This is a genomic window from Haloarchaeobius caseinilyticus (assembly GCF_051207395.1).
Classification (GTDB): Archaea; Halobacteriota; Halobacteria; order Halobacteriales; family Natrialbaceae; genus Haloarchaeobius.
In genome coordinates this window covers 894,974-920,908 of record NZ_JBPJZC010000001.1, presented here as the reverse complement: position 1 = coordinate 920,908, position 25,935 = coordinate 894,974, and the positions used below count along the sequence as shown (strand labels likewise).

The window sequence follows — 25,935 nt, the reverse complement described above, 5'->3', positions numbered from 1 at the left end:
CTCGCGGGCCTCACCTTCGTTCGGCCACGCTCACCAGCGCGCGCCAGACCGGCTGGTCGGGAACCGTCGATGCCAGAAAAGCAGGTTTCGCCGCCCGTTTCCACTCAGGCCTGCGTCCGGTCCTCCCAGAACCAGTCCGCGAACGTCCCTTCGAGCAGGGTCTCGCGCTGGTGGTCGATGTAGGCGCGCTGAGCCGAGTAAATGGCCTCGTCGAGCTCGGCACCGTCGTCGACCGCTTCCCGAACTCGCTCGTGTTTCCAGCGGGCGGGCGTCGTCCGCTGTCTGACCCGTGTGCGGAGCGGGTAGAGGTAGTGCGCGGCTTCGTCGTCGCTCAGGCCGCGACGCTTCAGGCCTTCTTCGGCGTGGTCGAAGAGGTCCGCGAAGATGGTGTCCGTGTCGGTGGTCTGGTGGCCGTCGTTGGCAATCCACGTCAGGTCGGCGTCGAGGCCGTCGCGCATCGCCCGGTAGAAGTTGTCGTGCGCGAGTTGCCAGTCGAGGTCGGCGACGGGGTGTTCGACCTGCGGGAGGCTGGCCATCAGCCCAGCGAAGACGGCCTGGAAGGCGACAGAGTCTCTGACTGTTGGCTGGGCCGAGATCGGTCGGAACTCGATGCGGGCGTTCGCGGCCGAGCGCGTCGGCCCGTCGAACACCGGGCGAACCCACCGCCAGTACGTGCCGTGTTTCGTCCGGAAGTGCGCGAACTCGTCGTCGAAGCGGTCGGAGGTCGAGACGGGCATCGGCACGAGCGTGTCGTCCTCGGCGATGCGGTCGACTGCATCCTCAACGGTGTCGATTTCTCGCGGGAACCGCACCTTGCCGGCGGTGCCGTTCCTCGAGTTCAGCACGGTCTCGAACACGCTGATGCGGTGTTCCATCCACGCGTCAGAAAGGACCTCGTCGGCCGTCGCGCCGTCCTCGTACAGGTCCGGCGGGAAGAAGGGCGAGTTGACGCCGACGGCGAGTAGTGGCCCCGCGACGCGGATGGCGTACCGGAAGTACGTCGGCAGGTCCGCGGCGTGAGACACCTGATAGTGCGGTTGGATGGACGTGATGAGGCTCTCGGGGAGGACGGTGTCCGCGTCGAGGTCGACGTGGGGCGCGTCGAGGCGCATCCCGGCCGCCGTCGCGCGCTCAGTGTTGGCCATCGCGTGGTAGCGCGCGGAGTCGCTCATGTTCGTCCCGATTCGGACGCCGCGGTCCTCCACGCTGTCGGTGAGGTACTCCCGTGCGGTCTCACCCTCTGGCGGGATGGTCCACATCCCGTCGCTCACGAGCCGCATCCCCTCCGACTCCGTACAGTCGAGGGCGGTCCGGAGTCGGGACAGTACTTCGTGCTCTTGTGCGAGCAATCCGTGGCGGTTGAACGGCTGCGGGCTGGTCGACATCTCCGCGTTGTGGAGGCCGAGTTCCTTCTCGAAGCCGATGAACTCCAGTAGTCGCCGTGGGACGCGCTTGAGCGTGTACTGACTCGACGCTGCGGCTGTCTCCGCGTCGTCGTCCCCCACGGCGTAGAACTCGTACTCGAACCCCACGATGTCCTGCGGGTTGTCGAACGTCCCCGCCGCGAGTTCGGCTTTGATGGTCTCGGCGTCCGCCATGACCTGGTCCTCGAACGTCTCTCCGTCGACCGCGAGAACGTCTTCGACCCGGGTGGCGAGGTCGTCGTCCGGCATGGGCGTCACTCCGCGTGGAGAACTCTTGAATCCCGTGCCTTCGGCTCGTGGTCCGTCGTCACAGCCGCATCCAGTTCGTGGTCAACTCGTCTCTCGGGACGTGCCATCGATGCTGTGCACCGGTCGCCCCCTCACGAAGCTCTATCCAGCCGTCGAACACCTCGACGAACTCCGGCGGCACCTCGTCGGTGTGCACGTGGAAGTAGCCCATCCCACGGACGCCCCGAATCACGGTCGCGAGTGCCCTGACGAACGGCTCGTAGTCGAGGAGCGACCCTTCGTCGACGACCGACTTCAGGTCGGGAACGAGCAGCCGACACTGGCCCGCGCCGAGTCCACCCGCTCTGGTGTCGAAGCCGACGGCCGCCTCCAGTACGGCCTGTCGAAGACCATCGAGCGAGACGTAATCGCTCACTTGCAACACGCGTACGTCTGGGTCGCCGGGGGCGACGTCGCTGGGGAGCAACCGGTTCGCTTCGGCCTGGTTCGACTCGGTGACGACGATTCGCTTTCGGTCCGCGTCGGCCGCACCACCGAGTAAGCGAAACACCTGCGAGTGCGTTGCTTCACCGACAGTACCCGAGACGAGCATCCCACACCCCTGTCGCTTGAACTCCGCGAGGACCGAGGAGAAATCCGCCGTCTGCGCCGCATCCCGAAACGTCGCGCCGGCCAACCGTCGCTCGAACGCGACACGTTCTGGGTCCATGTCAGACTCGTTGCCGGTCGAGACGCAAAACGGTTCTTGCTACTCGACGAACTCTTCGACCGACGTGACGAAGTCGTCACGACGCTCGTACGCCCGCTGCAGGGCCTCGTCGAGGTCGGCGAGGAGCCGAGCCTGCTCCGTGTCCGCGAGTGAGTACGAGGGATAGCCATCACCCTCGTGTTTCTCCACCAGTTCGAGATCCAACAACGTCTCCCGGTGCGAGTGGAACGTACTCGCAGCCAGACCGGCCTCGGCCGTGATGGTCGTCGCACCCAGTGATTCGTCACGATGCTCGACGAGCGTCGCCAGAATCGCGACGCGAGCAGGATACTGCAACGCTCGGAGCAGTGCCGGTTCGAACGAGTCGTCTTCACGCATCGACTACCCCGTCTCCGTGTGTCCCGAAGTATCTTCTGGAGACCACTCTTCATTCACTGGAGACCACATTTTCTGACAAACGTGGGATATCCCGGGCTGAAAACCCTGCTGTATTGAACATACCGGCGCTAGAGCCAACATCTTTTTCACCCTCGGGAATTGCTTTCTCGCGTATGAGCTTCGGCCATCCCCCCGGCGGGATGGGAACGGACCAGACGGAGTGGGTGATGCAACGCTCCGCTGAACTCGACGTTCCCCCCGCTGTCGTGTGGGACTTTCTCGAACGAAACAGCGATTCTGCGGTCGTTTCCCCCGACGGCCGTCGGCGACGGCTCGCGAAACTTCTCAACGGGCACCTCGCCCGCCCCATGGTCTCAGACCACACACGCGTCCGACTGTACGACGGCCCCCTCGGCAGATACGACTACATCAAAGGCGTCCACTACGCACAGGACGTCTCCGGCGACGTCCGCCGGATGGTCCACGCCGTCGCCGCCGACCAACAGATGACCATCGAAGTCGACGGCGACGTCGGTGTCGCCGTCCGATTCGAGAACCCCGTCGCCTCCGCCGACGCCCACGTCGCCGACGAAATACTGCGACGTGCGTTCGAGGTAGACCTCGAAGAAGTGGACGAAATCGTCGAAATTCTGGACTACGACACCGTCCGCTCGTGGATGGAGGTCGAGTGAGTCAGTCGTCGAGCATCGCTTCGACGTCTTCGGGCGTTTCCGGCCAGTAGAGTCACTCCTTGAGTATTGCTTCGACGTCTTCGGGCGTTTCCGGCCAGTAGAGTCTGTCTTTGTAGCGTATTGGGAATTTTTGTTCGACCACATCTTCACAAACATCTACTTCTTTATACTTTCTCCGGGGGGTTTCCCCTGCGATCAACAGGAAGTCGTTTCCACTATCCATGTACCGAGTAAACTGTCCACCTAACTGAAACCCCCCAGTCATATACGTCTCCATTGAAGACGAGTATGTTCCTTCTTGTGGCCCATACAAGTGTAGTATCGTCGGTGATGCACCGCGACTTGCAATTACACGAGCGTTCCCGTCACCAATGACGAGATACTGAGAGCCCGCTTCGAGGCGTGTCGCTCCCTGTTCGACGGCCGCACTCATCGGGAAGCCGTCGCCGAGTAGTCGCGCGATGTTTCTCCCGATTCGAGTCGCGTCCACGTTCGCAATTCGTGTGTGTGTCGCGACACCAGCTACGCCGCCTCGCTGGACGAACTCCTTCGCCTGGCTGTACGTCTCACAGGCGTTCAACACGAAGAACCTCGGGCTGACGGTCTCGATGGACCCGATGTCGAGTTCCCCGTCGGTGCACAGGAGTCCGTCTGCGGTCGCGTGACCGATGTAATGGACGAGATCGACCGATTCGTCAGTGAGAACTGAGACGACTTCGTCGACGCTCGCCGCGGTATGGAGTGTGACGTTCCTGTCGATACCACTCGACTCATCGTACAGGGCGTCAAGCGACCTGTGTTCTTCGAGCATCCCTGTATCGGTACAGACGACGGCGATATCGACAGTGTCGGGCTTCTGTCTCTCACCGACTCCGTGCTGGTACCCCGAAAGGGTACCGCAGGTCCCGCCAACCGGTGTTCCGGGGCCGAACCAGGCATATTCGACCGCCTCCTCGTGGCGAATAGGCTCAATGTAGTGCTGGGAATTACCCGGAAACTCCGAACTTGGTTCTGTCTCTCTGAGGAACCCAGAAACTGTCTGCTTGACGTGTTCAGTGCGTCTTCCGTGTGGCATCCGGACGATGCCAAGTTTGTCGATTATGTACGGTAGTGCGCAGACTGATTCAGTAGTTGGCGGGAGATATGCGACGACGGACCATCGTGGAACTAGGTGTTCGACCGTCGAATGGGCGACGGAGAGGTACGCATCGAGCCGTGTGGCAGGGTCGGCCTCAAAGGCCCAGGCAAGGCCGAACGGCAACTGCTCCACGATACTCTCGTCGAAGAACGGATTGACTGGGAACACTCCCTCTGCACGAACCATACAGTCGAGAATGAACGTGTGTCGGAGTAATCGCACGAACTCATCCCCCAAAGAGCCACCAAAATGGTGGCATTTCTCATTTGTTACGAGTAGGGGCTCATCACCCACCTCGACTGTAGCACCGAGATAGTACACAAGCGGTGCAGCGGTCAACATGGGGGCGAGTCGCGGTGGGACGACGAGTCGGATACCTGTCTCTGGTGCGTTCGTTCCCTCAGGAATCCGTAGCTCGTCACTGAATTCGATCTTCGGGGGATGATTTCGCAACGTCGGCCAGGCTCGTTCCGGCGAGAGGGTGGTCAGCGAACTAGAAAGAGCACTGAGAACTTGTGCCAGGTCGGTCGGTGCAGGAGTGGTTTCGATTGTCGATTGCGGCGTCGTCCACGTCGAACGACAGCCGATGACCACTGACTTAGCTCGTTCCAACACTATTCGAGTTTGTTCCACTTCCCGGCTGACGGTCGGTGCTCCGTCGACTCGAAGATAGAACTTCAATGGACCGGTCGTATCGAACACGTACGTGCCTGCCGGGAGCGACGTCTGCTCTCGAAAACCCACTCTTTCGAGGACCTCCATCTCCTCGTTTCTGACGTGGATATCGGTCCCAGCGTCGAACGTGAGGTGGTCCGTCTCTACCGCAACCTTCTCTGTAACGTACTCCTCGAACGGGACTCTCGCAGTACTCACGGTGAACTCGTTGGACGAAAGTGAGAGATGGAACCCTGTCTGTGCCTGTGTGTCAACCACCTCGATACCGGTCGGATTCGTCGTCGGACGGAACTGCAGTCCCATGGTCGTTATTCGTCACCTGGACTACTTGCTACGCGGTTGAATACGTTTCCGCCGTCGAATGCGATTCCAGCAGGCATTGAATATAGATGTCTCAGCCTTCCAGCATGGATTCGATGTCTTCGTCTGTTTCTGGCCAGTAGAGCCTGTCTTTGAAACGGACTGGGTAGACCAACCTGCCGAGCTCTTCGAACACCTGAGAGCGTGAGAGCAGACGAACCGAACTAAGGCCAGCGCCGAGCAAGAACTCTTCCTCCCCTTGGCAGAATTGGGTGAAGAGACTCCCGATCTTATACTCGTTCGTCAGGAAGTATTCCATGGAGTACGCGTACGTCTCGTCACCACGGGGTTCGACGTGTTTGATAACTGGCGGGGTCCCCCGATTCGCGATGACCCGGGCGTTCCCGTCGCCGACGACCTGATACTGCGACCCAGCTTCGAGACCAATCGTCCCCTGTTCGACGGCGCCGCTAATCGGGAATCCACTGCCGAGTAACCCAGCAACGTTTCGGCCGATTCGAGTCGCATCTGAGTTTGCGACTTTCGCGTGCGTCGCAACTCCGGCGAGGCTTCCTCGCTCGACGAGTCCGATGGCTTGCCGGTTCGTTTCACACGCGTTCAGTACGAAGAACCGTGGTCCGATATTGTCCAACTCGAACACGTCCAGCGACCGGTCCTCACAGTGTAATCCATCCTGAGTGGCATGGCCAATGAAGTGAAACAGGTCGATATCACCGTCGCGCAATCGCTCAGCGAGTTCGTCTGCGGTAGGCTCCAGCGTGAACGACACGTCTCGTTCTAAGCCACCTGTTCCATCGTAGAGCCCACCAATGGAGGCCCGTTCGGCGAGCATCTCTTTTTCCGCACAGACGACGGCGATGTTCAACACATCTGTCTCTGCCCGGTTCCTGATGGCGTTCTCGTAGCTCGAAACTGCTCCCTGGCTCGCCCCGAACGGCGTCCCCGGACCGAACCATGCATGGGTAACCGCGTTCTCACTCCGAGCCGGTTCGATGGCCGGGACTTTGGATCGCGAACCTGATGGGATGTCGTTGGTCTCGCGAAGGAACCCGGAAACCACTTCACCGTTCGGTCTCACTGGCTCACCGCTCGGAATTCGGACCAGCCCAAGCCTGTCTAACACGTGTGGAAGGGCTCGGAACGAATCGGTGGTCGGTGGTAAGTATGCAACGAGAGACCATCGGGGTACTAACTCCTCTAGCGTCTCATATCCGACTGATTCGTAGGCGTCGAAGCGTTCTGCTGGGGTCGCGTCGAACGCCCACGAACGGTCGAAGGGCAGCTGGTCCACGATTGCTGGGTCGTAGAACTCCCAGTGGGGACACATTCCCTCTCCCCGAACCAGACAGTCGAGGACGAACGTGGACTGTACCAGCCGAACGACATCGTCCTCGAAGGGACGGTCCTGACCGAGCGGCCGAGTGCATCCACTCGTTTCGATTCTCGCATCGCGTCCGAGTTCCAGCGTCGCCCCGAGGTAGTACGCGAGCGGTGCCGCAGTCAATAGTGGCCCATACCGTGGGGGCACGACGATGGTGATTCCCGTCTCTGGTGGCGTGACTGTGGGAGGGATGTAGAGTTCGTCACCGAACTCAAGCGTAGGCGGGTGATTACGAAGCGACGGCCACGACCGTTCCGGCGAGACTGTTGTGAGGGAACTGGAAAGTGCGCTCAACGCAGTCGCGAGGTCCTCGGGTTCGGTTGTCGTCGTAATCTGCTCACGTGGTGTCGTCCACACGGAGCGACAGCCAGCGACGACAGACCGAGTCGTTCCGAACTGGAGTTTCGTCTGCTGCGGGTCGAGCACTAGCGTTGGCTTCCCTTCGACCTGTATGTAGAAGTTCACCGTCGTCTTCGTCTTGAAAACGTAGTTATCCTGCGGATACGTCTTCTCCTGATTGTAGTCCGCGTCGTCGAGAACTTGCAGCTCTGAGTCTCTAACAGTGACACCGAACGGTTCGTCGAACTCGATGTACTCAGTCTCGAATTCGACGACATCAGTGACGTAGTCCGAGAACGGCACGTCGTCGGTGTACTCGGTGAACGCGTTCGACGACGTACCCAGGTGAAAACTCGACTGCGCCAGCGTGTCCACCACCTCGATACCGGTCGGATTCGTCGTCGGGCGGAACTCCAGTGACATGCGGGATATTCGTCACTCTCACTAGCCGATACAGGGTTGAATACGTTTCCGCCGTCGTCGCGCTTTTCCCATCGCCACGCGAACTCGCGTGCATGACCATCAGGCACGACGGCCTCCAAGTGGACTGGCTCGGCTACGCGACGACACGCCTCGAAGCGCCGAACGGGACAGTCGTCTACCTCGACCCGGGTCGCTACGGCGTGCTGTCGGGCGGGTGGACCTCGCCGACGAACGAGGACCTGCCGCATCCCGAACCGCAGAACGAGTACCCGAAAGACGGCGACGTGATCTGTGTCACGCACGACCATCACTACGATTCGGACGCCATCACGCGCGTGGCGAAGTCGGATGCGACGCTCGTGGTGTACGAGGCGGTCGACGCGTCGAACATCGACCGCGACGTCGAGGCGGTCGAGGACCTGCCCTACGAGGTCGTCCGGGTCGGCGACGAGTCGTACCTCTCGGAGGCCGGGGTCGACGTGTGGACCGTTCCGGCGTACAACGAACCGGATGGGCCGCGCGTGAAAGCCGATGGAAGCGTCTCCCACCCGGAGGGCTTCGGCTGTGGGTTCAAAGTCGCACTCGGCGGTGTCACAGTGTTCTGGCCCGGTGACTCCGACGCGCTAGACGGCTACGCGGAACTCGACGTGTCGCTGTTTCTGGCGAACATCGGTGGGACAGTCGTCTCGGACCGCCACGAGTCTGCTGAACTCGCGGAGGCGATGGACCCGGACCTCGTGTTGCCGGTCCACTACAACACCATCGACATCCTCACCACCGACTCTGGCGAGTTCGCCAAAGACGTGGCTCGGCGGGGAATCCCGGTCGTGTTGGACGAACAGTAGCCAAAAAACCTCGTCAGCGAGTGATTCCTGTCGTCAGTTCTTCTCGTAGCTGACGAGTTCGAGTTCCATCGACAGCGTCCCGTCCTCCTCGTAGTACGCCGTGTAGGGTGCGAGGCCGAGTTGTGGCGCGAAGCAGCCCTCGTACATCACCGAGGAGTTGACCGTCATCTCGGAGTGGTAGCACTCGACGCCGGCGACCGTTTCCGTGCCGGTGACCTCGAAGCTCGCCGAGCCCTCTTGCGTGGAGTACGACCACTGGGTGCCCACTTCGAGGTCCTGTCCGGCGTACCAGGCACCGGGTTGAATCATCGTCGTCATGAGGATGATGCCTGCGGGGTTCATCATCATCTGACCCTGGACGTTCTCTTTCGTGCCCGTGAACGTCGATTCGTAGCGTTCCCCGGCCATCTCGTAGACGGTCTTCACCGTGATGGTGTCGCCGGAGACCTCCTGCACGTCGAGGACGAGGGTTCCCTCGCCGTCGCCCTCGGTGTACACGTCGTAGGTGTACTTCGCTGGCTCGTCGAAGTCGAACGGCTCCCACTCACCGGATTGGAGTGCGGAACTGTCACCCGCGCCAGCACCGGCGTCGTCGCCGGACCCACCGCTCCCACCGTTGTCGCCGCTGCCACCGGCAGTACCCTGAGCGGCGCCGTCGCCGCCGAGTCCACCGGTACAGCCAGCGAGGACGATACACGCCGAGACCACCAGCACCAGTAACAGGTTCCGATTCATGGAACGTGTATGATAGACATAGATATAAAATTACGTATGCTGGCTGTGCGAGCTGTAGGCTGTGTCTGCTGACTATCGGGTTCTCGGAGATTTCGACCGCAGGCAGCCGAATCTGAATTATTAGAAAAAATAGGATTTTGTTCCAACCAAAACGATTTACCCATCCAGTGGCCACGTTTCGGTATGGACTCTGGCAGTTCCCGCGGTGACGCGACCGCCCCACCGTTCTGTTCACAGTGTGGGTCGCGGCTCGGTCCTCACGTCAGGTTCTGCCCGCAGTGCGGGACGCAGGTCGTCGGCGAGCGCGACTCGCAACAGTCAGCGCACGACGACCACGGGGCGAGGTCACGAGAGTCGGTGCGCGGTTCGGAGTCGACGCGCGGGTCTGACTCAATGCGTGGTGCAGATTCGACCGACGGGTGGCGCGACCGTGCCGACGCCAGTCGCAGCGATACGTCGACCGAGCGCACGCCACCACGCCGCGAGCGACCGCCCGGGTTCGATTCCCTCCGCGACCGGGTCGAATCGCGACTCGTCGACGGGTGGGAGATCGAACACGATTACGGCGACCGCGTCATCATGGTCGACCGCTCCTACGGCGACACGGGAATGCACGTCCTTATCGCGCTCTGTACCGTCTGGTGGACCTCTGGCCTCGGTAACGCGGCGTATGCGGCGTACAAGTACTACGTCGACGCGGAGCGCCTCATCATCAGGTCGCGAGAGACGCAAAACGGGACTATCGTCACCGAAGACGTCCAGCAGTCGAACGACGGCGGGTCGCTCGTGACCGTCGCCGGGTTCATCGTCGGTGTCATGCTGTTGGTGACGCTCGTTCCGCTACTGCTCGTCTTCTTCGCACTCTCCAGTGAGATTGCGGCTGCGATGTTCGTCGTCGCGCTGCTGCTCGGCGCTGCGTTCGCCGTCTCGAAGGCGAGCGCGTCGGACCACGAGTTCACGGCGTTCGGCCGGGCGAAAGACGTCTCCGAACGAGTCGTCACCGACCCCGACCGCCCGTGTACCGCCTGTCTCGACCCCGTCGACACGGGGGTCGAGCGGACCTACCGTGACCAGTATCTGTTCGCTGGCTTCCCCGTCAAGACGTACGAGGTCGGCACGAACCACTACTGTCGGTCCTGTGCCGACGGGAACGCGGACATGTCGGTCGAGGACGAACTCGACGAAGCGTCGGTGCGCGACGAGCGCGAGGCAGAATCGGTCGGACAAGAGGAATCGAGGTCCGCGGCAGAGAACGAGTCGACTGCTGCGACCGAAGACGAATCGCCGACGGTGGTCGAAGACGACGACCGAGCAGCCGACAGCACGACTGCGGAATCGGCGGATAGCGAGTTTACCAGCGATGAGGCCACTGCGGGCGACGACGACGTCGATGACGCTGAAACGGAGGTCAGTGAGAAAACGCCGGAAGACGCTGTGTTCGAAGTCGACAGCGACGGCGAGTCGTCGTGAACTCGGTTCCTCCTTACGGACACGGATTCTGGTTCGTGTCGCCGTCGACGCGTTCGACGCTGCCCTCGGTCACGCGGTAGGTGGCAACCGAAATCGAGTCTGCCTGGTCTTTCTCTGTTTCGTACCAGTACGGATGGTGAACCTCGACAGACAGTCCCTCTCCGGTCTCTTCGACGACTGTCGCTTCTTTCTCTCCAGTCACTGCATCGAGTCCCCAGTCTGTCACGCAACTGGCGTTCTGAAACGCGGATTGTATGTACGCTGCTTCCGCGGAGAGCGCCCGCTCTTTGGCATCGTCTGCACGTTCCGGGTCGACTGTCGTCTGGACGGTGGTGGTCGACTCGGCCTGCGAAGTCGTGTCGCCCGCTGCTGTCGACTCGCTCGTCGACGCAGTTTCGCCGCTACTCGGTCCACCTTCCTCACCCGAGAGACAGCCTGCTGTGCCGACTGCGAGTGCTGTCGCACACTGCACGAGAAGCGTCCGGCGGGAGGAACTCGGTTTCATACCGACGACATGACGCCGTTCGGTAAATACTTTCTACGAGTACCAGCCGCCGATGGAGACGGCCTCCCTCAGATGACGCCCATGTCCGTGAGGCGCTCCGGCAGGTAGGTCTCCGTCACGAAGTCGAGACCACGCGCGGCGAGTGCCTGCTGTTCTGCCTTCTTGCCGATGTCGAGCTGGAGTTCGATCTGTTCCTTCCAGAAGTCGCTCTGGAAGCGTGGGTCGGAGAGTTCGCTCTCCAGTGCGTTCACGTCGGAGTCAGAGAGCGGGTCGGTCGGCAGGTCGTAGTCGACGATGTCCTGCGGCCGAATGCCGACGTACTGGGCGTCCGGGGTGGCGAGGTACTCGGAGAGGTGTGCGGACTTGATGGAACCGTAGGCGACCGAGCCGAAGATGCGGTACGACCACGGGTCACCGTCACAGAAGACGACGACCGGCAGGTCGAGTTCGTCGTGCAGGCGCTTCGTGATGCGCCGGGTGGCGCGCGCCGGTTGGCCACCGAGGTGGACGACGAGCGTGTTGTAGTCGTCGTCGAAGCCGTTCTCGACGAGTCGGTCGCGCATACCACCGGTCTCGACGCACATGACGAAGTCGATGTCGTGCTCGAGGAACTCGATGGTGTCTGGGTTGTTCGGAATCTGGTAGCCGCCCTGGCCCACGTCCAACTGGCAGTGAATCTCGCGGTCGCCGCGGTTCGTCTGCTCGCGGAGTTTGAGGGGACCCATGAGTTTCGCGCCGGACTCTTCCGGGCGCATGTGGAAGTCCTCGCGCTTGACCTCGCTGACGATTTCTAAGTCCTCGATGAGTTTGTTGGACTCGTCCTGGCCGTTGAACTGCGCTTCCTCGTTGTCCCACGACTCGGAGAGGTAGTACAACTCACGCAGGGTCGACGAGCGGTCTTCGTCGAGTTGCTGTGCGAGGAACTCGATGGTGTACACCGCCTTGAGGAGCTTTCTGGCTCCGCGGACGGAGTTGGCCGAGCGCGACGAGGTGCGGTCGCCGTACACCCAGACGTGCTTGTCCTCGTCGTAGATGATGTTGGACTTGGTCCGCGTCGGGAGCGTCATCGCGGGAATCTGGCCCCCCTCGAACTGGTCGTAGAACTCTGCGGCGAGGTCGATGAGTTTCTGCCGTGCTTGGGCGTCTGTATCGGTGCTCATTGGTTGACGGTGAGTTTGGCTGCCTCGACCTCGCTCACGGAGAGGTCGAACGATGCGTCGGCGGACACGGTGTATTCGAGGACTGCCTCGTCACCGCTTTTCACCGTGGGGTTCCACTTGACGAACCACTCGCCGTCCATCTCGACGACGGTCGCGCCATCGGACAGGTTCGATGGCTCGGCGGTGACGATGTCGGTCACGTCGGGTGACTCGTTCGTGCTGGAGTGGTTCTCGACGACGACTGTGACTGTCTGGCCGTCGCCGTTCTCCGCGGTTTCGCGCTCGACTAAGACGTTGTTCATGATGCGCGCCATCGCGTCGTCGATGTTCGGCGACGGCTGGCCGGTCACGTGGGCCACTTTCTCGGCCATCTGGGGCAGAATCTCCGCGAGGACGTTCTGCTTCTTCTGGCGCTTTCGCATCGAGCGCTGCTTCTTCAGATACGACTTCAACTCGCGTGCTGCCTCGCGGATGGCGAGTTCTACCTCGTCCTCTATGACCTCGACCGAGGCGACGGCGTCCTTCGACTCGCTCGTGAAGGGGACGTTCGTCGAGGCCACGTGGACCATGATGACGACCGGGCCGCTCGGCACACCTCGGCCACCGGGCTGGTCGAGGTTGTAGTTTCGCCAGCCGATATCCTTGATGACGCCCGTGATTGCGCAGCCACCGCGCTTGTAGACGAGCGGGACGCGGTTGGCGAAGCGCAACACGTCGGCCTGCCCTTCGGCTTCGAGGTCGCCACCGTAGGCGATACCGGCTTCGACGACGAACGGGTCGCCAGCGTGGACTTCGGCGTCGCGTGTCGCGGAGGCGTAGAACTCCGCGTCGTACACCTGCCGCAGGCCGGCTTCGACCAGTTCGGCCGTAATCGGCGAGAGACAGGAGGTCGGCGGGGCCATGATGTCCGTCTCGCGCATCGCGGCGACGAAGTCGCTCGTGCCGTCGCGGTCGTCGGCGAGTTCCCGGACTAACGGTGGGTCGTCCGGGACGGTGACCATCGCGTCCCAGATTTCGTCGACGATGTTCTCTCGGGCGGTGTCACCGAAGGTCGCTTCCTCACGCTCTTCGGTCATATCGGCCGCGCGGTCGACGTACTCGCGCAGTTCCTTCCGGGTGAGTCGGTTGCGAACGTCTTCGTCCTCGTCCGGGACGAACTTCGCGGCGAGGCGTTCGCCGAAGGCGGCGACGGTCGCGTCGTCCTTCTGGACGCTCGTCGCGGCGTCGGCGTGTTTGCGAACGTCGTCGAGAATGCGGTCCGTGCCCTCGGTGACGCCGTAGCCCGTGATGGCGCGCCACGTCGCGTCGACGACGTTCTCTTGGACTGTCTTACCGAACGTCGTGTTGATGGCGTCGGCTTCGGCAGCGGTCTCGACGGCCGCTTCGACGTGGTTATGTGCGACCCGGTCGTCGCTGGCGAGGTCGTGGAGTCCAGAGACGACACCCTCGGCGAAAGCGGCCTTCGCGTCGGCGGGCTTGTTGTTCACCGCGTCCGCGATGGCGTGGTGGAGTGCCTCGTCGTCGGGCATCGTCCACGTCATCTCGCGGCCGTAGTAGCGGTCGCGGAACGCGTCGACGATGCTGTCGGAAGTCTTGCGACCGACGCGGGTGAACTCGCCTTGCAAGAACCCGGAGACGGAGTGGGACTCCGACGCTTTGAGCATCTTCAGGACGTTCCCGAGTTCGACGCCGTGCGGGTGCGGGCGAATCTCTTCGGTCTCGGCCGGGAGTTCGTCGGTCGCGCGCTCGAACTTGAAGTGCTCCTGCGGCTCTTTCAGTTCGATGCGGGCGTGCGGGTTGACGACCGCGGTGTGTTTGATGTAGTCGTGGAGCTGCTGGCGGGCGCGCATGTTGCCTTCCATCTCCAACTCGATGCGGGTCCCGTGCGGGCGGTCCCACGACGCGGTACGCTCGGCACGAATCTCGGGTTCGTTCTCGTCGGTGTCGACGATGAGTTCGTAGTAGTTCGCGTCGGCGGCCCCCTCGGTTCGAGAGGTGATCCTCGCGGGTTTCCCACTGGTAAGCTGTGAGTAGAGGACGGCGGCGGAGATACCGATACCCTGCTGCCCACGTGACTGCTCGCGAGAGTGGAACCGACTGCCGTACAGGAGTTTTCCGAATACTTTCGGCAGTGACTCCTTGGTGATGCCCGGGCCGTTGTCCTCGACGATGAGGGTGTAGTAGTCACCGGACTCCTGAATCTCGACGTAGATGTCGGGGAGGATTTTGGCTTCTTCGGCGGCGTCGAGCGCGTTGTCCACGGCTTCCTTGACCGCGGTGACGAGCCCTCGTGCTCCGCTGTTGAAGCCGAGCATCTGCTTGTTCTTCTCGAAGAACTCGGCGATGGAGATGGCCCGTTGGCTCTCGGCCAACTCCTCGGCGATCCCCTCCTCCTCGCCGAGTGACGACTGGAATGAGGTCATTCTGTGGGCTACCGTTCCCCCCGCGTGGTTAAAAACCGTGTGCTGGCACGGTGAAAGTGAAGGGGGCGGCCAGTAGAGTCTTAGGGAGGACTATCGTATCAAATCGGTAACTGATGCCAGTGACAGGGACAACGGGGGCGGAGTACACGTTCGTCGTCGCTGCGGTGTCGTTCGCGGCACTGCTGGTGTCGACAGCGACCGTGTGGACACTGAAGAACAGTCCGTGGTCAGCTACCGGGAGCCGGCCCTGGTTCCTCGTGGGAATCGCCTTCTGCGAGGTGAACGCGGTGTTGCTCACGGCGCTGGCCGTGGTCACGCTGGTGACTGGCCGCGAGGCCTCGGGCCTCATGCTACTCATGGCGTTCGGTGTCTTCTTCGCCGTCGTCGGCGGCTACCAGCAGACGCGGAACGAACTGCTGACAGCGTACGACGTCGAAGACGTCTGAGCAGGTCGCTATCGCTGTTCTCCTCCAGTGTTGGTCATGGGTTGCGCTTATACTCGACCCGGTCTGGCTTTCGCGCGCGAGCGCACACGTGAGTTTTATAAGTACCCGCACTCTACTGCGGAACAGGTTTTCATGTCCGACGAAAGTGATTACAGCGCCGGTCAAATCCAGGTCTTGGAAGGCCTGGAGGCGGTCCGAAAACGACCGGCGATGTACATCGGCTCTACTGACTCCCGGGGGCTTCATCATCTCGTGTACGAGGTGGTCGACAACTCCATCGACGAGGCACTCGCTGGGTACTGTGACGACATTACGGTGACCGTCCACGAGGACAACTCCGTGAGCGTCGAAGACGACGGGCGCGGCATCCCGGTCGACACGCACGCCGAGTACGAGAAACCGGCGCTGGAGGTCATCATGACCGTCCTCCACGCCGGTGGGAAGTTCGACAACAAATCGTACCAGGTGTCTGGTGGACTCCACGGGGTGGGTGTCAGCGTCGTCAACGCGCTCTCTGAAAAGCTCGAAGTCGAGGTCACACGCGACGGTGCTGTGTGGAAGCAGACATTCGAGCGTGGCATCCCCCGCAGCGACCTCGAGAAGGTCCGCGACATGGAGGACGGGGAAGAGACGGGCACACGTATCCACTTCTGGCCCGACACCGACATCTTCGAGCAGACCGAATACTCCTACTCCACGCTCGCCAACCGCCTCCGCGAACTCGCCTTCCTCAACTCCGGCGTGAACGTCACGCTGGCCGACGAACGTGGCGACGAGCCGAAGTCCGAGACGTTCCACTACGAGGGTGGGATTCGGGCGTTCGTCCGCTACCTCAACGAGACGAAGACGGCGCTGCACGACGACGTCATCTACTTCGAAGACGAAGAAGAGAACATTCAGGTCGAAGTCGCCATGCAGGCGACCGACGAACTCCAAGGGAGCATCCACGCCTTCGCCAACAACATCAACACGCGCGAGGGAGGGAGCCACCTCACTGGGTTCAAGACGGCGCTCACCCGCGTCATCAACGACTACGGGTCGAGCAACGGCCTGCTCAAGGACTTAGACGACACGCTGAAGGGCGACGACATCCGCGAAGGGCTCACCGCGGTCATCTCCATCAAACACCCTGACCCACAGTTCGAGGGCCAGACGAAGACGAAACTCGGCAATTCTGAGGTCCGGGGCATCGTCGAATCGGCGATGCACGAACATCTCGCCACCTACTTCGAGGAGAACCCGACCACGGCGACGGCCATCGTCTCCAAGGCCGTCGAGGCCGCCAAGGCACGCAAGGCGGCGAAGAAGGCCGAGGAACTCACGCGCCGGAAGTCGGCGCTCGAATCGACTTCGCTCCCGGGCAAACTCGCGGACTGCCAGACCCGCGACCCGGACGAGGCCGAACTGTTCATCGTGGAGGGTGACTCCGCGGGCGGGAGCGCGAAGCAAGCACGCGCCCCCGAGTTCCAGGCAGTGCTCCCCATCCGTGGGAAAGTACTGAACGTCGAGAAGCACCGCCTCGACCGGATTCTGGAGAACGAGCAGATTCGTAACCTCATCACCGGTATCGGCACGGGCATCGGTGACGAGTTCGACATCGAGGACGCTCGCTACAAGAAGATAATCATGGCGACTGACGCCGACGTCGACGGGGCGCACATCCGTACGCTCCTGCTGACGTTCTTCTACCGGCACATGCGCCCGCTACTCGAAGCGGGCTACGTCTACGCGACGAAGCCGCCGCTCTATCGCATCCGCTACAACGGCAACACGTACGACGTGATGAACGAGGCCGAGCGCGAGAAGGTCGTCGAAGAGAAGTGTAACGGGAACCCGACGCAGGTCCAGCGGTTCAAGGGCCTCGGCGAGATGAACCCGAAACAGCTCTGGTCGACCACGATGGACCCCGAAAGCCGGGTCTTGAAGCAGATAAACATCGAAGACGCCGCCGCCGCGGACAAGATGTTCTCCGTCCTGATGGGCGACGCCGTCGAACCGCGAAAGCAGTTCATCAAAGAACACGCACCCGAGGCTAGCTGGGTGGACATCTAGATGAGTTCAGAAGCCCCCGAATCCCCCGACACACCGGCGGACCGCGTCGAGCGCGTCCGCATCGAAGACGAGATGGAGCAGAGCTACATCGACTACGCGATGTCCGTCATCGTCGGGCGCGCGCTGCCCGACGTTCGTGACGGTCTGAAGCCCGTCCACCGGCGCATCCTCTACGCGATGCACGAGATGGGCATCACGAGTCGAACGAGCCACCGGAAGAGTTCGTCCATCGTCGGTGAGACGATGGGTGACTACCACCCCCACGGTGACCAGGCCATCTACGACACACTCGTCGGCATGGCGCAGGACTTCTCCATGCGCTACCCCCTCGTCGACGGCCAGGGGAACTTCGGGTCGATGGACGGTGACCCGGCCGCGGCGATGCGGTACACAGAGGCCCGGATGTCGCCCATCTCCGAGACGCTCCTCGAAGACATCGAGAAGGACACGGTCGACTTCTCCTCGAACTACGACGACCGCTTGCAAGAACCCGACGTACTCCCTGCGGCCTTCCCGAACCTGCTGGTCAACGGCAGTACGGGTATCGCGGTCGGGATGTCGACGAAGATTCCGCCGCACAACCTCGGCGAGGTCATCGACGCGACCATCGAGGTCATCGACAATCCGGCGTGTGACGTGACCGACCTGATGGAACACGTCAAGGGGCCGGACTTCCCGACCGGTGCGAACATCGTCGGCCGCAACACGGTTCGAAAGGCGTACACCACGGGCAGAGGGCGCATCCGTGTCCGTGCCGAGTTCGAGGTCGAGGACTGGAAGAAGGACCGAAAGCGCATCGTCATCACCGAGATTCCGTATCAGGAGAACAAAGCCCGCCTCGTCGAGCGTATCGCCGACGACGTGACCGAGGGCAAAATCGAGGGCGTGACGGACCTGCGCGACGAGTCCGACCGCAATGGCGTCCGCGTCGTTGTCGACCTCAAACGTGGCGCGAACGTCGAGGTCGTGAAGAACCAGCTGGTCGAACACCACCTCGAAACGACGTTCGGCGTCATCAACCTCTCGCTGGTCGATGGCCAGCCGAAGGTACTGTCGCTCAAGGAGACGCTTTCGCACTACGTCGACCACCGCAAGGAGGTCGTCCGCCGACGGTCGCAGTACGACCTGAAGCAGGCCGAAGACCGCGCACATATCCTCGAAGGCCGGCTCAAGGCGCTCGACCACATCGACGACGTAGTCGAACTCATTCGGAACTCCGACGACCGTGACGCCGCGAAGGCGGGACTCGAAGAGACGTACGACCTCTCCGAGGACCAGTCCGAACACATCGTCCGCATGCAACTCGGCTCGCTCACCAGCATGGAGCGCGTCGAAATCGAGGACGAGTACGAGGGCGTGCAAGACACAATCGAGTACCTCGAATCGGTGCTCGCCAGCGAGGAGAAACTCCTCGACGTCATCAAGATGGAACTGCGCGAGGTCAAAGACCAGTACGACGACGACCGGCGCACCTCCTTCGTGGAGGACACCGGCGAGGTCACGCACGAAGACCTCATTCCGGAGGAAGACGTGCTCGTCGTCGTCACCGAGGACGACTACGTGAAGCGGATGCCAGTCGACGCCTTCGACGCCCAGCACCGCGGTGGCAAGGGCATCATCGGCGGCGACATCAAAGAGGGCGACCGCGTCTCGAAGGTGTTCCGCGCGAACACGCACGATTACCTGCTCTGCTTCACGAACCACGGACAGGTGTATCAGCTGAAGACGTACCAGATACCAGAGATGTCTCGGACGGCCCGGGGCAAGAGTGCTGTCAACATCCTCAATCTCGACGACGGCGAGGAGATCACCGCCGTCGTGACTACGGACGACTTCGAGGCGGACGAGGCCATCACGATGGCCACGCGTGACGGCTACGTCAAGCGGACGAAGACCGAGGACTTCCAGAACATCCTCTCGACCGGTATCATCGCCGCCAAACTCGACGACGGCGACGAACTGGTCGACGTGGAGGTCACGGACGGGACGAAAGACCTCGTCGTCGCCACCGAGAAGGGGATGACCATCCGCTTCGACGAGGACGAAGTCCGGACGATGGGCCGCAACACCCGCGGTGTTCGCGGTATCAAACTCGGTGCCGACGACCACGTCGCCGGGCTGGTCGCCACGGACGAAGCCGACGAGCGCGCGCTGCTGACCGTCACGAAGCACGGGTACGGCAAGCGCACGCTGCTGTCGAACTACCGCCGCCAGTCCCGCTACGGGAAGGGCCTCATCGACATCAAGACGAACGAGCGCAACGGTCGCGTTACCTCGGTGAAGGCGGTCGAAGAGGACGACCACGCCATCGTCATGTCCGAACAAGGGCAGATTATGCGGACGCGTGTCTCCGACATCTCGCTCCAGGGCCGCAACACCATGGGTGTGACCGTGATGGACGTAGCGGCTGACGACGCCGTCGCGACGGTGGACGTCCTCCCGGCAGCGACCGAGGACGAAGAAGACGACGCCGACGACGCAGACGAGGTAGACGAGTAAGCACCTAGTCAGGTGGCCGGGGTGCGCCGAAACACGGCCACTGCTCGCCGGCGTAACCGATGATTTTCTTCGCAAGATTGCGGCTATTCTCACGTTAGCTATCCTGCCACGGCGCGTTTGGAGAAGGCACGCGAGTGCCCGCGTGACAGAGACCATGCCGACAGTCACCCCCACTGCACAGACGGTCAGAGAGAAGCGCGAACACGCCTGCCGATTCTTCGAACACTGCTGGCGGACCGGCCGACTCGACACCGAACTGGTCACGGAGGAATATCGAGCGTTCGGGCTCCCGGGTGGCCCGCACGACATCGACACGGCACAGGCGGCAATCGATGCGGTTCGGAACGCGATTCCGAACCTGCGAGTCGTCGTCCGTGCGGTCATCTGCGAGGGCGACTTCGCTTCGATTCGCTTCGGCGCGCAGGGGACCCAGACTGGTGACCTCGCTGGGGTCTCCGGTGATGGGGACGAACTGACGACAGACGGTGTCGTCACGTACGCGTTCGAGAACGGTCGAATCGCCGAGTCACGGCTCTACCTCGACGTGCCGAGTCTACTATGTGGCCGAAGCGACTCGGTTTCGTCAGGCGACTCGGTTTCGTCGGTACAGTCGCCGTGACTGCGGAACGTCCGTCTTCCGACTGAATACTGTGGGGTCGGTTCGACCCTACAGGGAGAGGTTACACGTTTTGGTGATTCCCTCGCTACTCAGGTGACATGGACTACCCCTCGCACCTCGACCAGCACGAGGTCGCCGAGGAACTACCGCTCGTCACCTGTCCAGCGACGGTGACAGCGGTTCGAGAACTCGACGACAACCGAACAAGTGACGTCCTCGATGCACTTCGGACGGAACTCACCCCTCACGACCACGCCGACTGGGTCGAGAGCTGTGACGACACCGCGTTCGACTGGGACGAACTGTTCGCTCGGGTCGAAGACAGTGACGTCCCCGACACGATTCTCGACCGGTTCGAGACGCTTCGAAAACGCTTCGACCGTCCGTACCCGTCGCTGGTGACTCTCGACGTTTCGCCAGCAGAGTCGCTGTCGTTCACGCCCGGGCAGTACGTCACCATCGAGTTCAACGACACGCCGAGACCGTACTCGGTAGCGAGTTCGCCGAACGCCGACGACCTCGAACTGTGTATCCGTCGGGTTCCCGACGGCGAACTGACGAGCGAGCTGTGCGTCGAGTGTGAACCGGGCGACGACGTGACGGTTCGGGGACCGAACGGCCACATGGTGCTCGACGAAGTGAGCGGTCGGGACATGGTGTTTCTGTCGACGGGTACCGGCGTCGCCCCGTTCAAGAGCATGATCGACTTCACGTTCGAGGAGGGGCGCGACGAGCACGACGGACAGCCACGCGACGTGTGGCTGTTCCTCGGGAGTGCCTATCTGGACGACACCCCGTACTACGACCACTGGCAGACGCTGGCCGACGAACACGAGCACTTTCACTTCGTCCCCTGTCTCACTCGGGAGCACTTGCTCGGTTCGTGGGACGGGGAAGACGGCTACGTCCAGCAGACGCTGCTCAAATATCTCGACGGCGACGCGATTTCGTCTGGGGACGTCCCCGAAGACCTGCGGCCGTTCCTCGACGAAAAACTGGCAGTGACGACCGACGCGCGAATCGACCCAGACAACGTCGAAGTGTACGCCTGCGGCGTGAGCGCGATGGTGCAGACGCTGACGGAGGCCGTGACAGCCGTCGGTGTCGACGAAGCCGACTTGCAGGCAGAAGGATTCGGATAGTTCGGATACCCGATGCTCGGCGGCCGATTCAGAGGATTCGCTTGCCGAGTGCGCTCGCCGCCAGTTCGGTCGCGAGTTTCGCGGTCTGGTTGTGTTCGTCGAGCACCGGGTTCACTTCGACGAGTTCGAGCGAGCGAAGGACGTCGTCGTTGTTGCGGTCGAACTCGGCGACACGTTCGAGTGCGTAGTGCGCTTCGCGGTAGGTCGCACCGCCGTGGACCGGCGTCCCGACACCCGGTGCCTCGTTCGGCGCGAGCCAGTCGAGGTCGAAGCTCACGTGGAGGCCGTCGACCCCGTCCGTGGCGATTTCGAGCGCCTCGTCGACCACGTTGGCGATACCGCGCTCGTCGATGTCCGACATGGTGAACGCCGTCCCAGCACTGTCGCGGATCGCGTTCGCCTCGTTCTCGTCGATGTCGCGCAGGCCGACCCAGACGACGTTCTCCTCGCGCAAGTTGGGCGAGTTCGCCCATTCCACGTCCGCCCAGTCGCGGTAGCCCAGCGCGGCCGCCAGCGGCATCCCGTGGATGTTCCCACTGGGAGAGGTTTCGGGCGTGTTGTAGTCGCCGTGCGCATCGAACCAGATGGTCCCGATTTCGGCGTCACGGGACGCCCCTTTCAGCGACCCGATGGCGATGGAGTGGTCGCCGCCGAGGACGACAGGCGTCGACCCGTCGTCGATGGTCTCTGCGACCTGGTCGGCGAGTCTGGTACACACGTCTTCGACTTCACGGACGAACTTCGCGTCCCGGCCGGCTTCGTCGGGTTCGCGGACGGTTGGATCGCGGGTCTCCGCGGCCGGGACGAGGAGGTCGCCGGTGTCGACACACTCGACGCCCACTTTTTCGAGTTCAGCCGCGAGTCCCGCGTAGCGGATTGCCGATGGCCCCATGTCGACGCCACGTCGGTTCGCGCCGTAGTCGGTCGGTGCCCCGATGATTCGGACCTGTCTCGTCATATACACGGCTTCTCGTGGCGCTCGTATGAACGACGCGGTTGGCGACAGCACGGATTTGACATTGCAGTAATTTTAAATTAGAACGAGAACTACTCATCTGTATGAGAGTGGATAACACGACCCCGGCTAGCAACGAGCCGGGTCTCCTCTTTCGGTTCACTGTCTGGGTCCTCGCTGCGATCCTCCTCGGTCGCTTCTACGGAAACAACTCGCTGTACGACGTTCAACAGCTCACGTTCAAACAGGTCGCTATTCGGTTGGGGACGCTCTCGATTCTCGGCTCGTTCTTCTACTGGATTGTGTTCCTCGCCCGACACGACGTCACCGCCATCGTCGCGACAGTGGCTGGCGGCTACCTGCTCATGATGTTCGGTATCCCGGTGTTGTTCATCCGCATCATGACCATCGGCGCGGACAGCGAGGAACGCGCCGATGCTCGGCGATGGAAAGCCATCACGGACGACCGCGACTTCGACTGACGACCGTCGACCGTCCCCGAACAGTAGAATACGTTGTTGCTCAGTTCTAGTCCAGATACGGCGCGCAGACGCGTCGCATCCCTTCGTCGAAGCTGACTTCCGGCTCCCAGCCGGTTGCGTCGTGCATCTTCGAGAAGTCGGCCATCGTATGCTGGACGAACACGTCGTCGTCGATGGGGTTCTCGACGTGTTCGGGTTCGATGTCGGAACCGAGGAGGTCTGCGAGCGTCTCGATGATTTCGTTCGCGGAGTAGGCCTCGCCCGTGCCGAGGTTGTAGATTCCGGTCAGTTCGTGGTCGGCGGCGAGTTCGATACCGCGAACGATGTCGTCGACGTGGGTGAGGTCGCGGGTGTGGGTCCCGTCGCCGTAGACGACCGGGGCCTCGCCGTTCGCGATCCAGTCGGCGAACTGTGCGACGATATTGGCGAACTCGCCTTTGTGTTCCTCCGCGCCACCCTCGTAGCCCTGGTACACCGAGAAGAAGCGCATGCCAGCGACCGACATGTCGTGGTAGTTGGCGAAGTACTCCGCGTAGCGCTCGCGAGCGAGCTTCGAGGCTTCGTACCCGGTGTTGGCGTCGACGGCCATGGACTCCGGCGACGGGTCGGTTCGCGAGCCGTAAATCGACGATGTCGACGCGTAGACGACCGTGTCACACCCGTCCTGGCGGCACTGTTCGACCGTGTTGGCGAAGCCCTCGACGTTCACGCGAAGACCCGTTAGGAGGTTCTCTCGGGAGTCTTCGTGCATCTTGAGCGACGAGAGCGCAGCGAGGTGGAACACCACGTCGACACCCTCGGTCGGGAGGTCGTCGGCGAGGACGCTCGTCTCGTGGAACTCCACGCTGTCGTCGAGGTTCTCTGGCGTTCCCAGATAACAGTCGTCGACGACGACCACCTCGTTGTCGACGGCCAAGTGGTTCGCAAGATTCGATCCGATGAAACCCGCACCCCCCGTGACGAGGACGCGTTTGTCCTGCATATGTAGTCAAGTAAGTCGGACCGTGGTATCTCTATCGGTCCTCACAACGTCGGTCCCTCAGCGACGGCGAATCAGCAGCCGTCGGCATCCCACGCATTTAAGAACGCGAATACCGAATCACTCTTCATGTCGTCGATAGAGCTGACCCCGAGCCAGAAGAACATCCTACAGGCCCTTATCAATCTCCATCGGAAGAGCGAAGACGCGGTCAAAGGCGAGGACATCGCCGAGCGCGTCGACCGCAATCCCGGGACCATCCGAAACCAGATGCAGAGCCTGAAGGCCCTGCAGCTCGTCGAAGGTGTCCCCGGGCCGAAGGGCGGCTACAAGCCGACCGCGGCCGCGTACGAGGCCCTGGAGATTCAGCAGATGGACGAACCGGCCACCGTCCCGTTCACACACGAGGGCGAGGAAGTCGAAGACGCCATCGTCGAGGAGATCGACCTCTCGTCGGTCCATCACCCCGAACTCTGCCGTGCCGAGATTCATCTGCAGGGGTCGGTCCGTGACATCCACGAGGGTGATTCGGTCGTCGTCGGGCCGACGCCGCTTTCGAAGCTCCGAATCAAGGGTACCGTCGACGGAAAAGACGACACCAGCAACATCGTTATCCTTCGCATCGACGAGATGGAGGCGCCCGCTGAAGAGCCGGAACACTAGACTGGCAACCTCTCGCACACCTGCCGGGGTTTCAACACCTTTGTATCGGTCGGTTTCTGACGTTCCCGTATGGCAACTAAGGTCGTCGTGCTCGGTGCGGGCTACGCTGGCACCGGCACTATCGCTGACCTGCAACAGAAGGTCGGACCGAACGTCGAACTCACCTGGATCGCGGACGTGGACTACCACCTCGTACTCCACGAGTCGCACCGCTGCATCCGCGACCCCGCTCGCCAGAGCAAGATTACCGTCCCTGTCGGCGACGTCGCCGACCGGAGCACGCAGTTCATCAAGAGTACCGTCACGAACGTCGACGTGGACGAGCGCGTCGTCGAACTCGAAGACGGTGCCGACGTGGACTACGACTATCTCGTCGTCGCGCTTGGCAGTGAGACGGCGTTCTACGGCATCCCCGGGATGGCCGAGAACGCACTCACGCTCAAGGGGCTCGACGACGCGCTCGATATCCACGAGCAGGTAAAACAGGCCGCCGAGGAGGCAACCCGCGACGACCGCGCACAGGTCGTCGTCGGCGGTGCCGGCCTCTCCGGCATCCAGTCCGCCGGTGAAATCGCGGAGTTCCGCGACAAGCACCGCGCCCCGATGGACATCTACCTCGTCGAAGCACTGGAAGAGATCTTCCCGCCGGGCGACGCCGAGATTCAGGGCGCGCTCAGAAAGCGCCTCGAGGACAAGGACATCGAGATTCTCACCAACGACCCCATCACCGAAGCCGACGAGGACACCATCCACTTCGACGAGGGCGAACCCCTCGACTACGACGTGTTCCTCTGGACCGGTGGCGTCACCGGCCGCGAGTGCATGGACGAGGTCGACTTGGAGAACGAGCACAACCGCGTCAACGCGGACATGACGTTCCAGACCTCCGACGAGCGCGTCTTCGCCCTTGGCGATTCCGCCGTCGTCGAGCAGCCCGGCGACATGCCCGCGCCGCCGACGGCACAGGCCGCCTGGCAGGCCGCCGAGGTCATGGCCGAGAACGTCGTCCGCGCCATCAACGGACAGCGTCTCCAGACGTGGACCTACGACGACAAGGGGACCGTCATCTCCGTCGGCGACGAGGCCGTCGCCCACGACATCGACATGCTGCCGATGTCGACGTTCGGTGGGATGCCCGCCGAGTTCCTGAAGAAGTTCATCGCCGCCCGCTGGCTGGCGAGCATTACGTCGTGGAACCAGGCACGGAAGTCCTGGGACGCGCTGTAAACAG

Annotated in this window: 22 protein-coding genes; 11 read left to right on the top strand and 11 right to left on the bottom strand. The window is 62.2% G+C overall.

Features of this window, described 5'->3' with window-relative positions; all coding sequences use genetic code 11:
- Positions 1 to 104: 104 nt before the first annotated feature.
- From ACSC1P_RS04795 to ACSC1P_RS04785, 3 genes are read right to left on the bottom strand one after another with little or no spacing between them, the layout of a single operon-like run.
- On the bottom strand, positions 105 to 1,673 hold the full coding sequence (locus tag ACSC1P_RS04795) for a glutamate-cysteine ligase family protein (protein ID WP_435358993.1): 1,569 nt from the start codon (positions 1,671 to 1,673) through the stop codon (positions 105 to 107).
- Between the two features lie 58 nt (positions 1,674 to 1,731).
- Positions 1,732 to 2,382, bottom strand: coding sequence for a DUF7504 family protein (locus ACSC1P_RS04790; protein ID WP_435358992.1), 651 nt, complete (start codon positions 2,380 to 2,382; stop codon positions 1,732 to 1,734).
- Between the two features lie 39 nt (positions 2,383 to 2,421).
- On the bottom strand, positions 2,422 to 2,760 hold the full coding sequence (locus ACSC1P_RS04785) for a hypothetical protein (protein WP_435358991.1): 339 nt from the start codon (positions 2,758 to 2,760) through the stop codon (positions 2,422 to 2,424).
- A 173-nt stretch (positions 2,761 to 2,933) separates the two neighbouring features.
- On the opposite strand from ACSC1P_RS04785, the gene ACSC1P_RS04780 reads away from it, so the two are divergent.
- Positions 2,934 to 3,452: a hypothetical protein gene (locus tag ACSC1P_RS04780; protein WP_435358990.1), complete on the top strand. Its 519-nt coding sequence runs from the start codon at positions 2,934 to 2,936 to the stop codon at positions 3,450 to 3,452.
- Positions 3,453 to 3,504: 52 nt separating this feature from the next.
- Here the strand turns inward: ACSC1P_RS04780 and ACSC1P_RS04775 are convergent, their stop codons facing one another.
- Both ACSC1P_RS04775 and ACSC1P_RS04770 read right to left on the bottom strand, forming a co-directional pair.
- Complete coding sequence (locus ACSC1P_RS04775) at positions 3,505 to 5,568, bottom strand: hypothetical protein (RefSeq protein WP_435358989.1); 2,064 nt, start codon at positions 5,566 to 5,568, stop codon at positions 3,505 to 3,507.
- A 91-nt stretch (positions 5,569 to 5,659) separates the two neighbouring features.
- Entirely contained in the window at positions 5,660 to 7,729 is a 2,070-nt protein-coding gene (locus tag ACSC1P_RS04770; RefSeq protein ID WP_435358988.1) for a hypothetical protein, read from the bottom strand.
- Between the two features lie 92 nt (positions 7,730 to 7,821).
- Between ACSC1P_RS04770 and ACSC1P_RS04765 the strand changes: the two genes are divergently transcribed.
- Positions 7,822 to 8,574: an MBL fold metallo-hydrolase gene (locus ACSC1P_RS04765; protein WP_435358987.1), complete on the top strand. Its 753-nt coding sequence runs from the start codon at positions 7,822 to 7,824 to the stop codon at positions 8,572 to 8,574.
- Positions 8,575 to 8,607: 33 nt separating this feature from the next.
- Here ACSC1P_RS04765 and ACSC1P_RS04760 read toward each other — a convergent pair whose 3' ends face one another.
- Positions 8,608 to 9,309 (bottom strand): hypothetical protein, encoded by a 702-nt coding sequence (locus ACSC1P_RS04760; RefSeq protein WP_435358986.1) that lies wholly within the window; start codon positions 9,307 to 9,309, stop codon positions 8,608 to 8,610.
- Between the two features lie 183 nt (positions 9,310 to 9,492).
- Between ACSC1P_RS04760 and ACSC1P_RS04755 the strand changes: the two genes are divergently transcribed.
- A complete protein-coding gene (locus ACSC1P_RS04755; RefSeq protein ID WP_435358985.1) occupies positions 9,493 to 10,779 on the top strand; it encodes a zinc ribbon domain-containing protein in 1,287 nt (428 codons plus the stop codon).
- A 13-nt stretch (positions 10,780 to 10,792) separates the two neighbouring features.
- On the opposite strand, the gene ACSC1P_RS04750 is transcribed toward ACSC1P_RS04755, so the two are convergent.
- The 3 genes from ACSC1P_RS04750 to ACSC1P_RS04740 form a co-directional block, all read right to left on the bottom strand.
- Positions 10,793 to 11,284 (bottom strand): hypothetical protein, encoded by a 492-nt coding sequence (locus tag ACSC1P_RS04750; protein ID WP_435358984.1) that lies wholly within the window; start codon positions 11,282 to 11,284, stop codon positions 10,793 to 10,795.
- A gap of 68 nt (positions 11,285 to 11,352) precedes the next feature.
- Positions 11,353 to 12,444: a DNA topoisomerase IV subunit A gene (locus tag ACSC1P_RS04745; RefSeq protein WP_435358983.1), complete on the bottom strand. Its 1,092-nt coding sequence runs from the start codon at positions 12,442 to 12,444 to the stop codon at positions 11,353 to 11,355.
- On the bottom strand, positions 12,441 to 14,867 hold the full coding sequence (locus tag ACSC1P_RS04740) for a DNA topoisomerase VI subunit B (RefSeq protein WP_435358982.1): 2,427 nt from the start codon (positions 14,865 to 14,867) through the stop codon (positions 12,441 to 12,443). Before ACSC1P_RS04740 ends, ACSC1P_RS04745 begins: the two co-directional genes overlap by 4 nt.
- Positions 14,868 to 14,986: 119 nt before the next feature.
- On the opposite strand from ACSC1P_RS04740, the gene ACSC1P_RS04735 reads away from it, so the two are divergent.
- From ACSC1P_RS04735 to ACSC1P_RS04715, 5 genes are all read left to right on the top strand, one after another.
- Positions 14,987 to 15,313 (top strand): hypothetical protein, encoded by a 327-nt coding sequence (locus ACSC1P_RS04735; protein WP_435358981.1) that lies wholly within the window; start codon positions 14,987 to 14,989, stop codon positions 15,311 to 15,313.
- A gap of 132 nt (positions 15,314 to 15,445) precedes the next feature.
- Entirely contained in the window at positions 15,446 to 17,365 is a 1,920-nt protein-coding gene (gene gyrB / locus ACSC1P_RS04730; protein WP_435358980.1) for a DNA topoisomerase (ATP-hydrolyzing) subunit B, read from the top strand.
- Positions 17,366 to 19,864 carry a DNA gyrase subunit A gene (gene gyrA, locus ACSC1P_RS04725; protein ID WP_435358979.1) on the top strand — a complete coding sequence of 833 codons (2,499 nt, stop codon included), beginning with the start codon at positions 17,366 to 17,368 and terminating at the stop codon, positions 19,862 to 19,864.
- Positions 19,865 to 20,018: 154 nt separating this feature from the next.
- Complete coding sequence (locus ACSC1P_RS04720; protein ID WP_435358978.1) at positions 20,019 to 20,483, top strand: ester cyclase; 465 nt, start codon at positions 20,019 to 20,021, stop codon at positions 20,481 to 20,483.
- A gap of 98 nt (positions 20,484 to 20,581) precedes the next feature.
- The gene (locus ACSC1P_RS04715) at positions 20,582 to 21,625 is read left to right on the top strand and encodes a ferredoxin--NADP reductase (RefSeq protein ID WP_435358977.1); all 1,044 of its coding nucleotides are present in this window, start codon (positions 20,582 to 20,584) and stop codon (positions 21,623 to 21,625) included.
- Positions 21,626 to 21,653: 28 nt separating this feature from the next.
- On the opposite strand, the gene rocF is transcribed toward ACSC1P_RS04715, so the two are convergent.
- Positions 21,654 to 22,583: an arginase gene (gene rocF, locus ACSC1P_RS04710; protein ID WP_435358976.1), complete on the bottom strand. Its 930-nt coding sequence runs from the start codon at positions 22,581 to 22,583 to the stop codon at positions 21,654 to 21,656.
- A 101-nt stretch (positions 22,584 to 22,684) separates the two neighbouring features.
- On the opposite strand from rocF, the gene ACSC1P_RS04705 reads away from it, so the two are divergent.
- On the top strand, positions 22,685 to 23,062 hold the full coding sequence (locus tag ACSC1P_RS04705; RefSeq protein ID WP_435358975.1) for a hypothetical protein: 378 nt from the start codon (positions 22,685 to 22,687) through the stop codon (positions 23,060 to 23,062).
- Positions 23,063 to 23,108: 46 nt separating this feature from the next.
- Here the strand turns inward: ACSC1P_RS04705 and ACSC1P_RS04700 are convergent, their stop codons facing one another.
- Positions 23,109 to 24,044, bottom strand: coding sequence for an NAD-dependent epimerase/dehydratase family protein (locus ACSC1P_RS04700; RefSeq protein ID WP_435358974.1), 936 nt, complete (start codon positions 24,042 to 24,044; stop codon positions 23,109 to 23,111).
- Positions 24,045 to 24,170: 126 nt separating this feature from the next.
- Here ACSC1P_RS04700 and ACSC1P_RS04695 point away from each other — a divergent pair, with 126 nt between their 5' ends.
- Both ACSC1P_RS04695 and ACSC1P_RS04690 read left to right on the top strand, forming a co-directional pair.
- On the top strand, positions 24,171 to 24,704 hold the full coding sequence (locus ACSC1P_RS04695) for an Rrf2 family transcriptional regulator (RefSeq protein ID WP_435358973.1): 534 nt from the start codon (positions 24,171 to 24,173) through the stop codon (positions 24,702 to 24,704).
- 69 nt (positions 24,705 to 24,773) lie between these two features.
- A complete protein-coding gene (locus tag ACSC1P_RS04690) occupies positions 24,774 to 25,931 on the top strand; it encodes an NAD(P)/FAD-dependent oxidoreductase (RefSeq protein ID WP_435358972.1) in 1,158 nt (385 codons plus the stop codon).
- Positions 25,932 to 25,935: the final 4 nt, after the last annotated feature.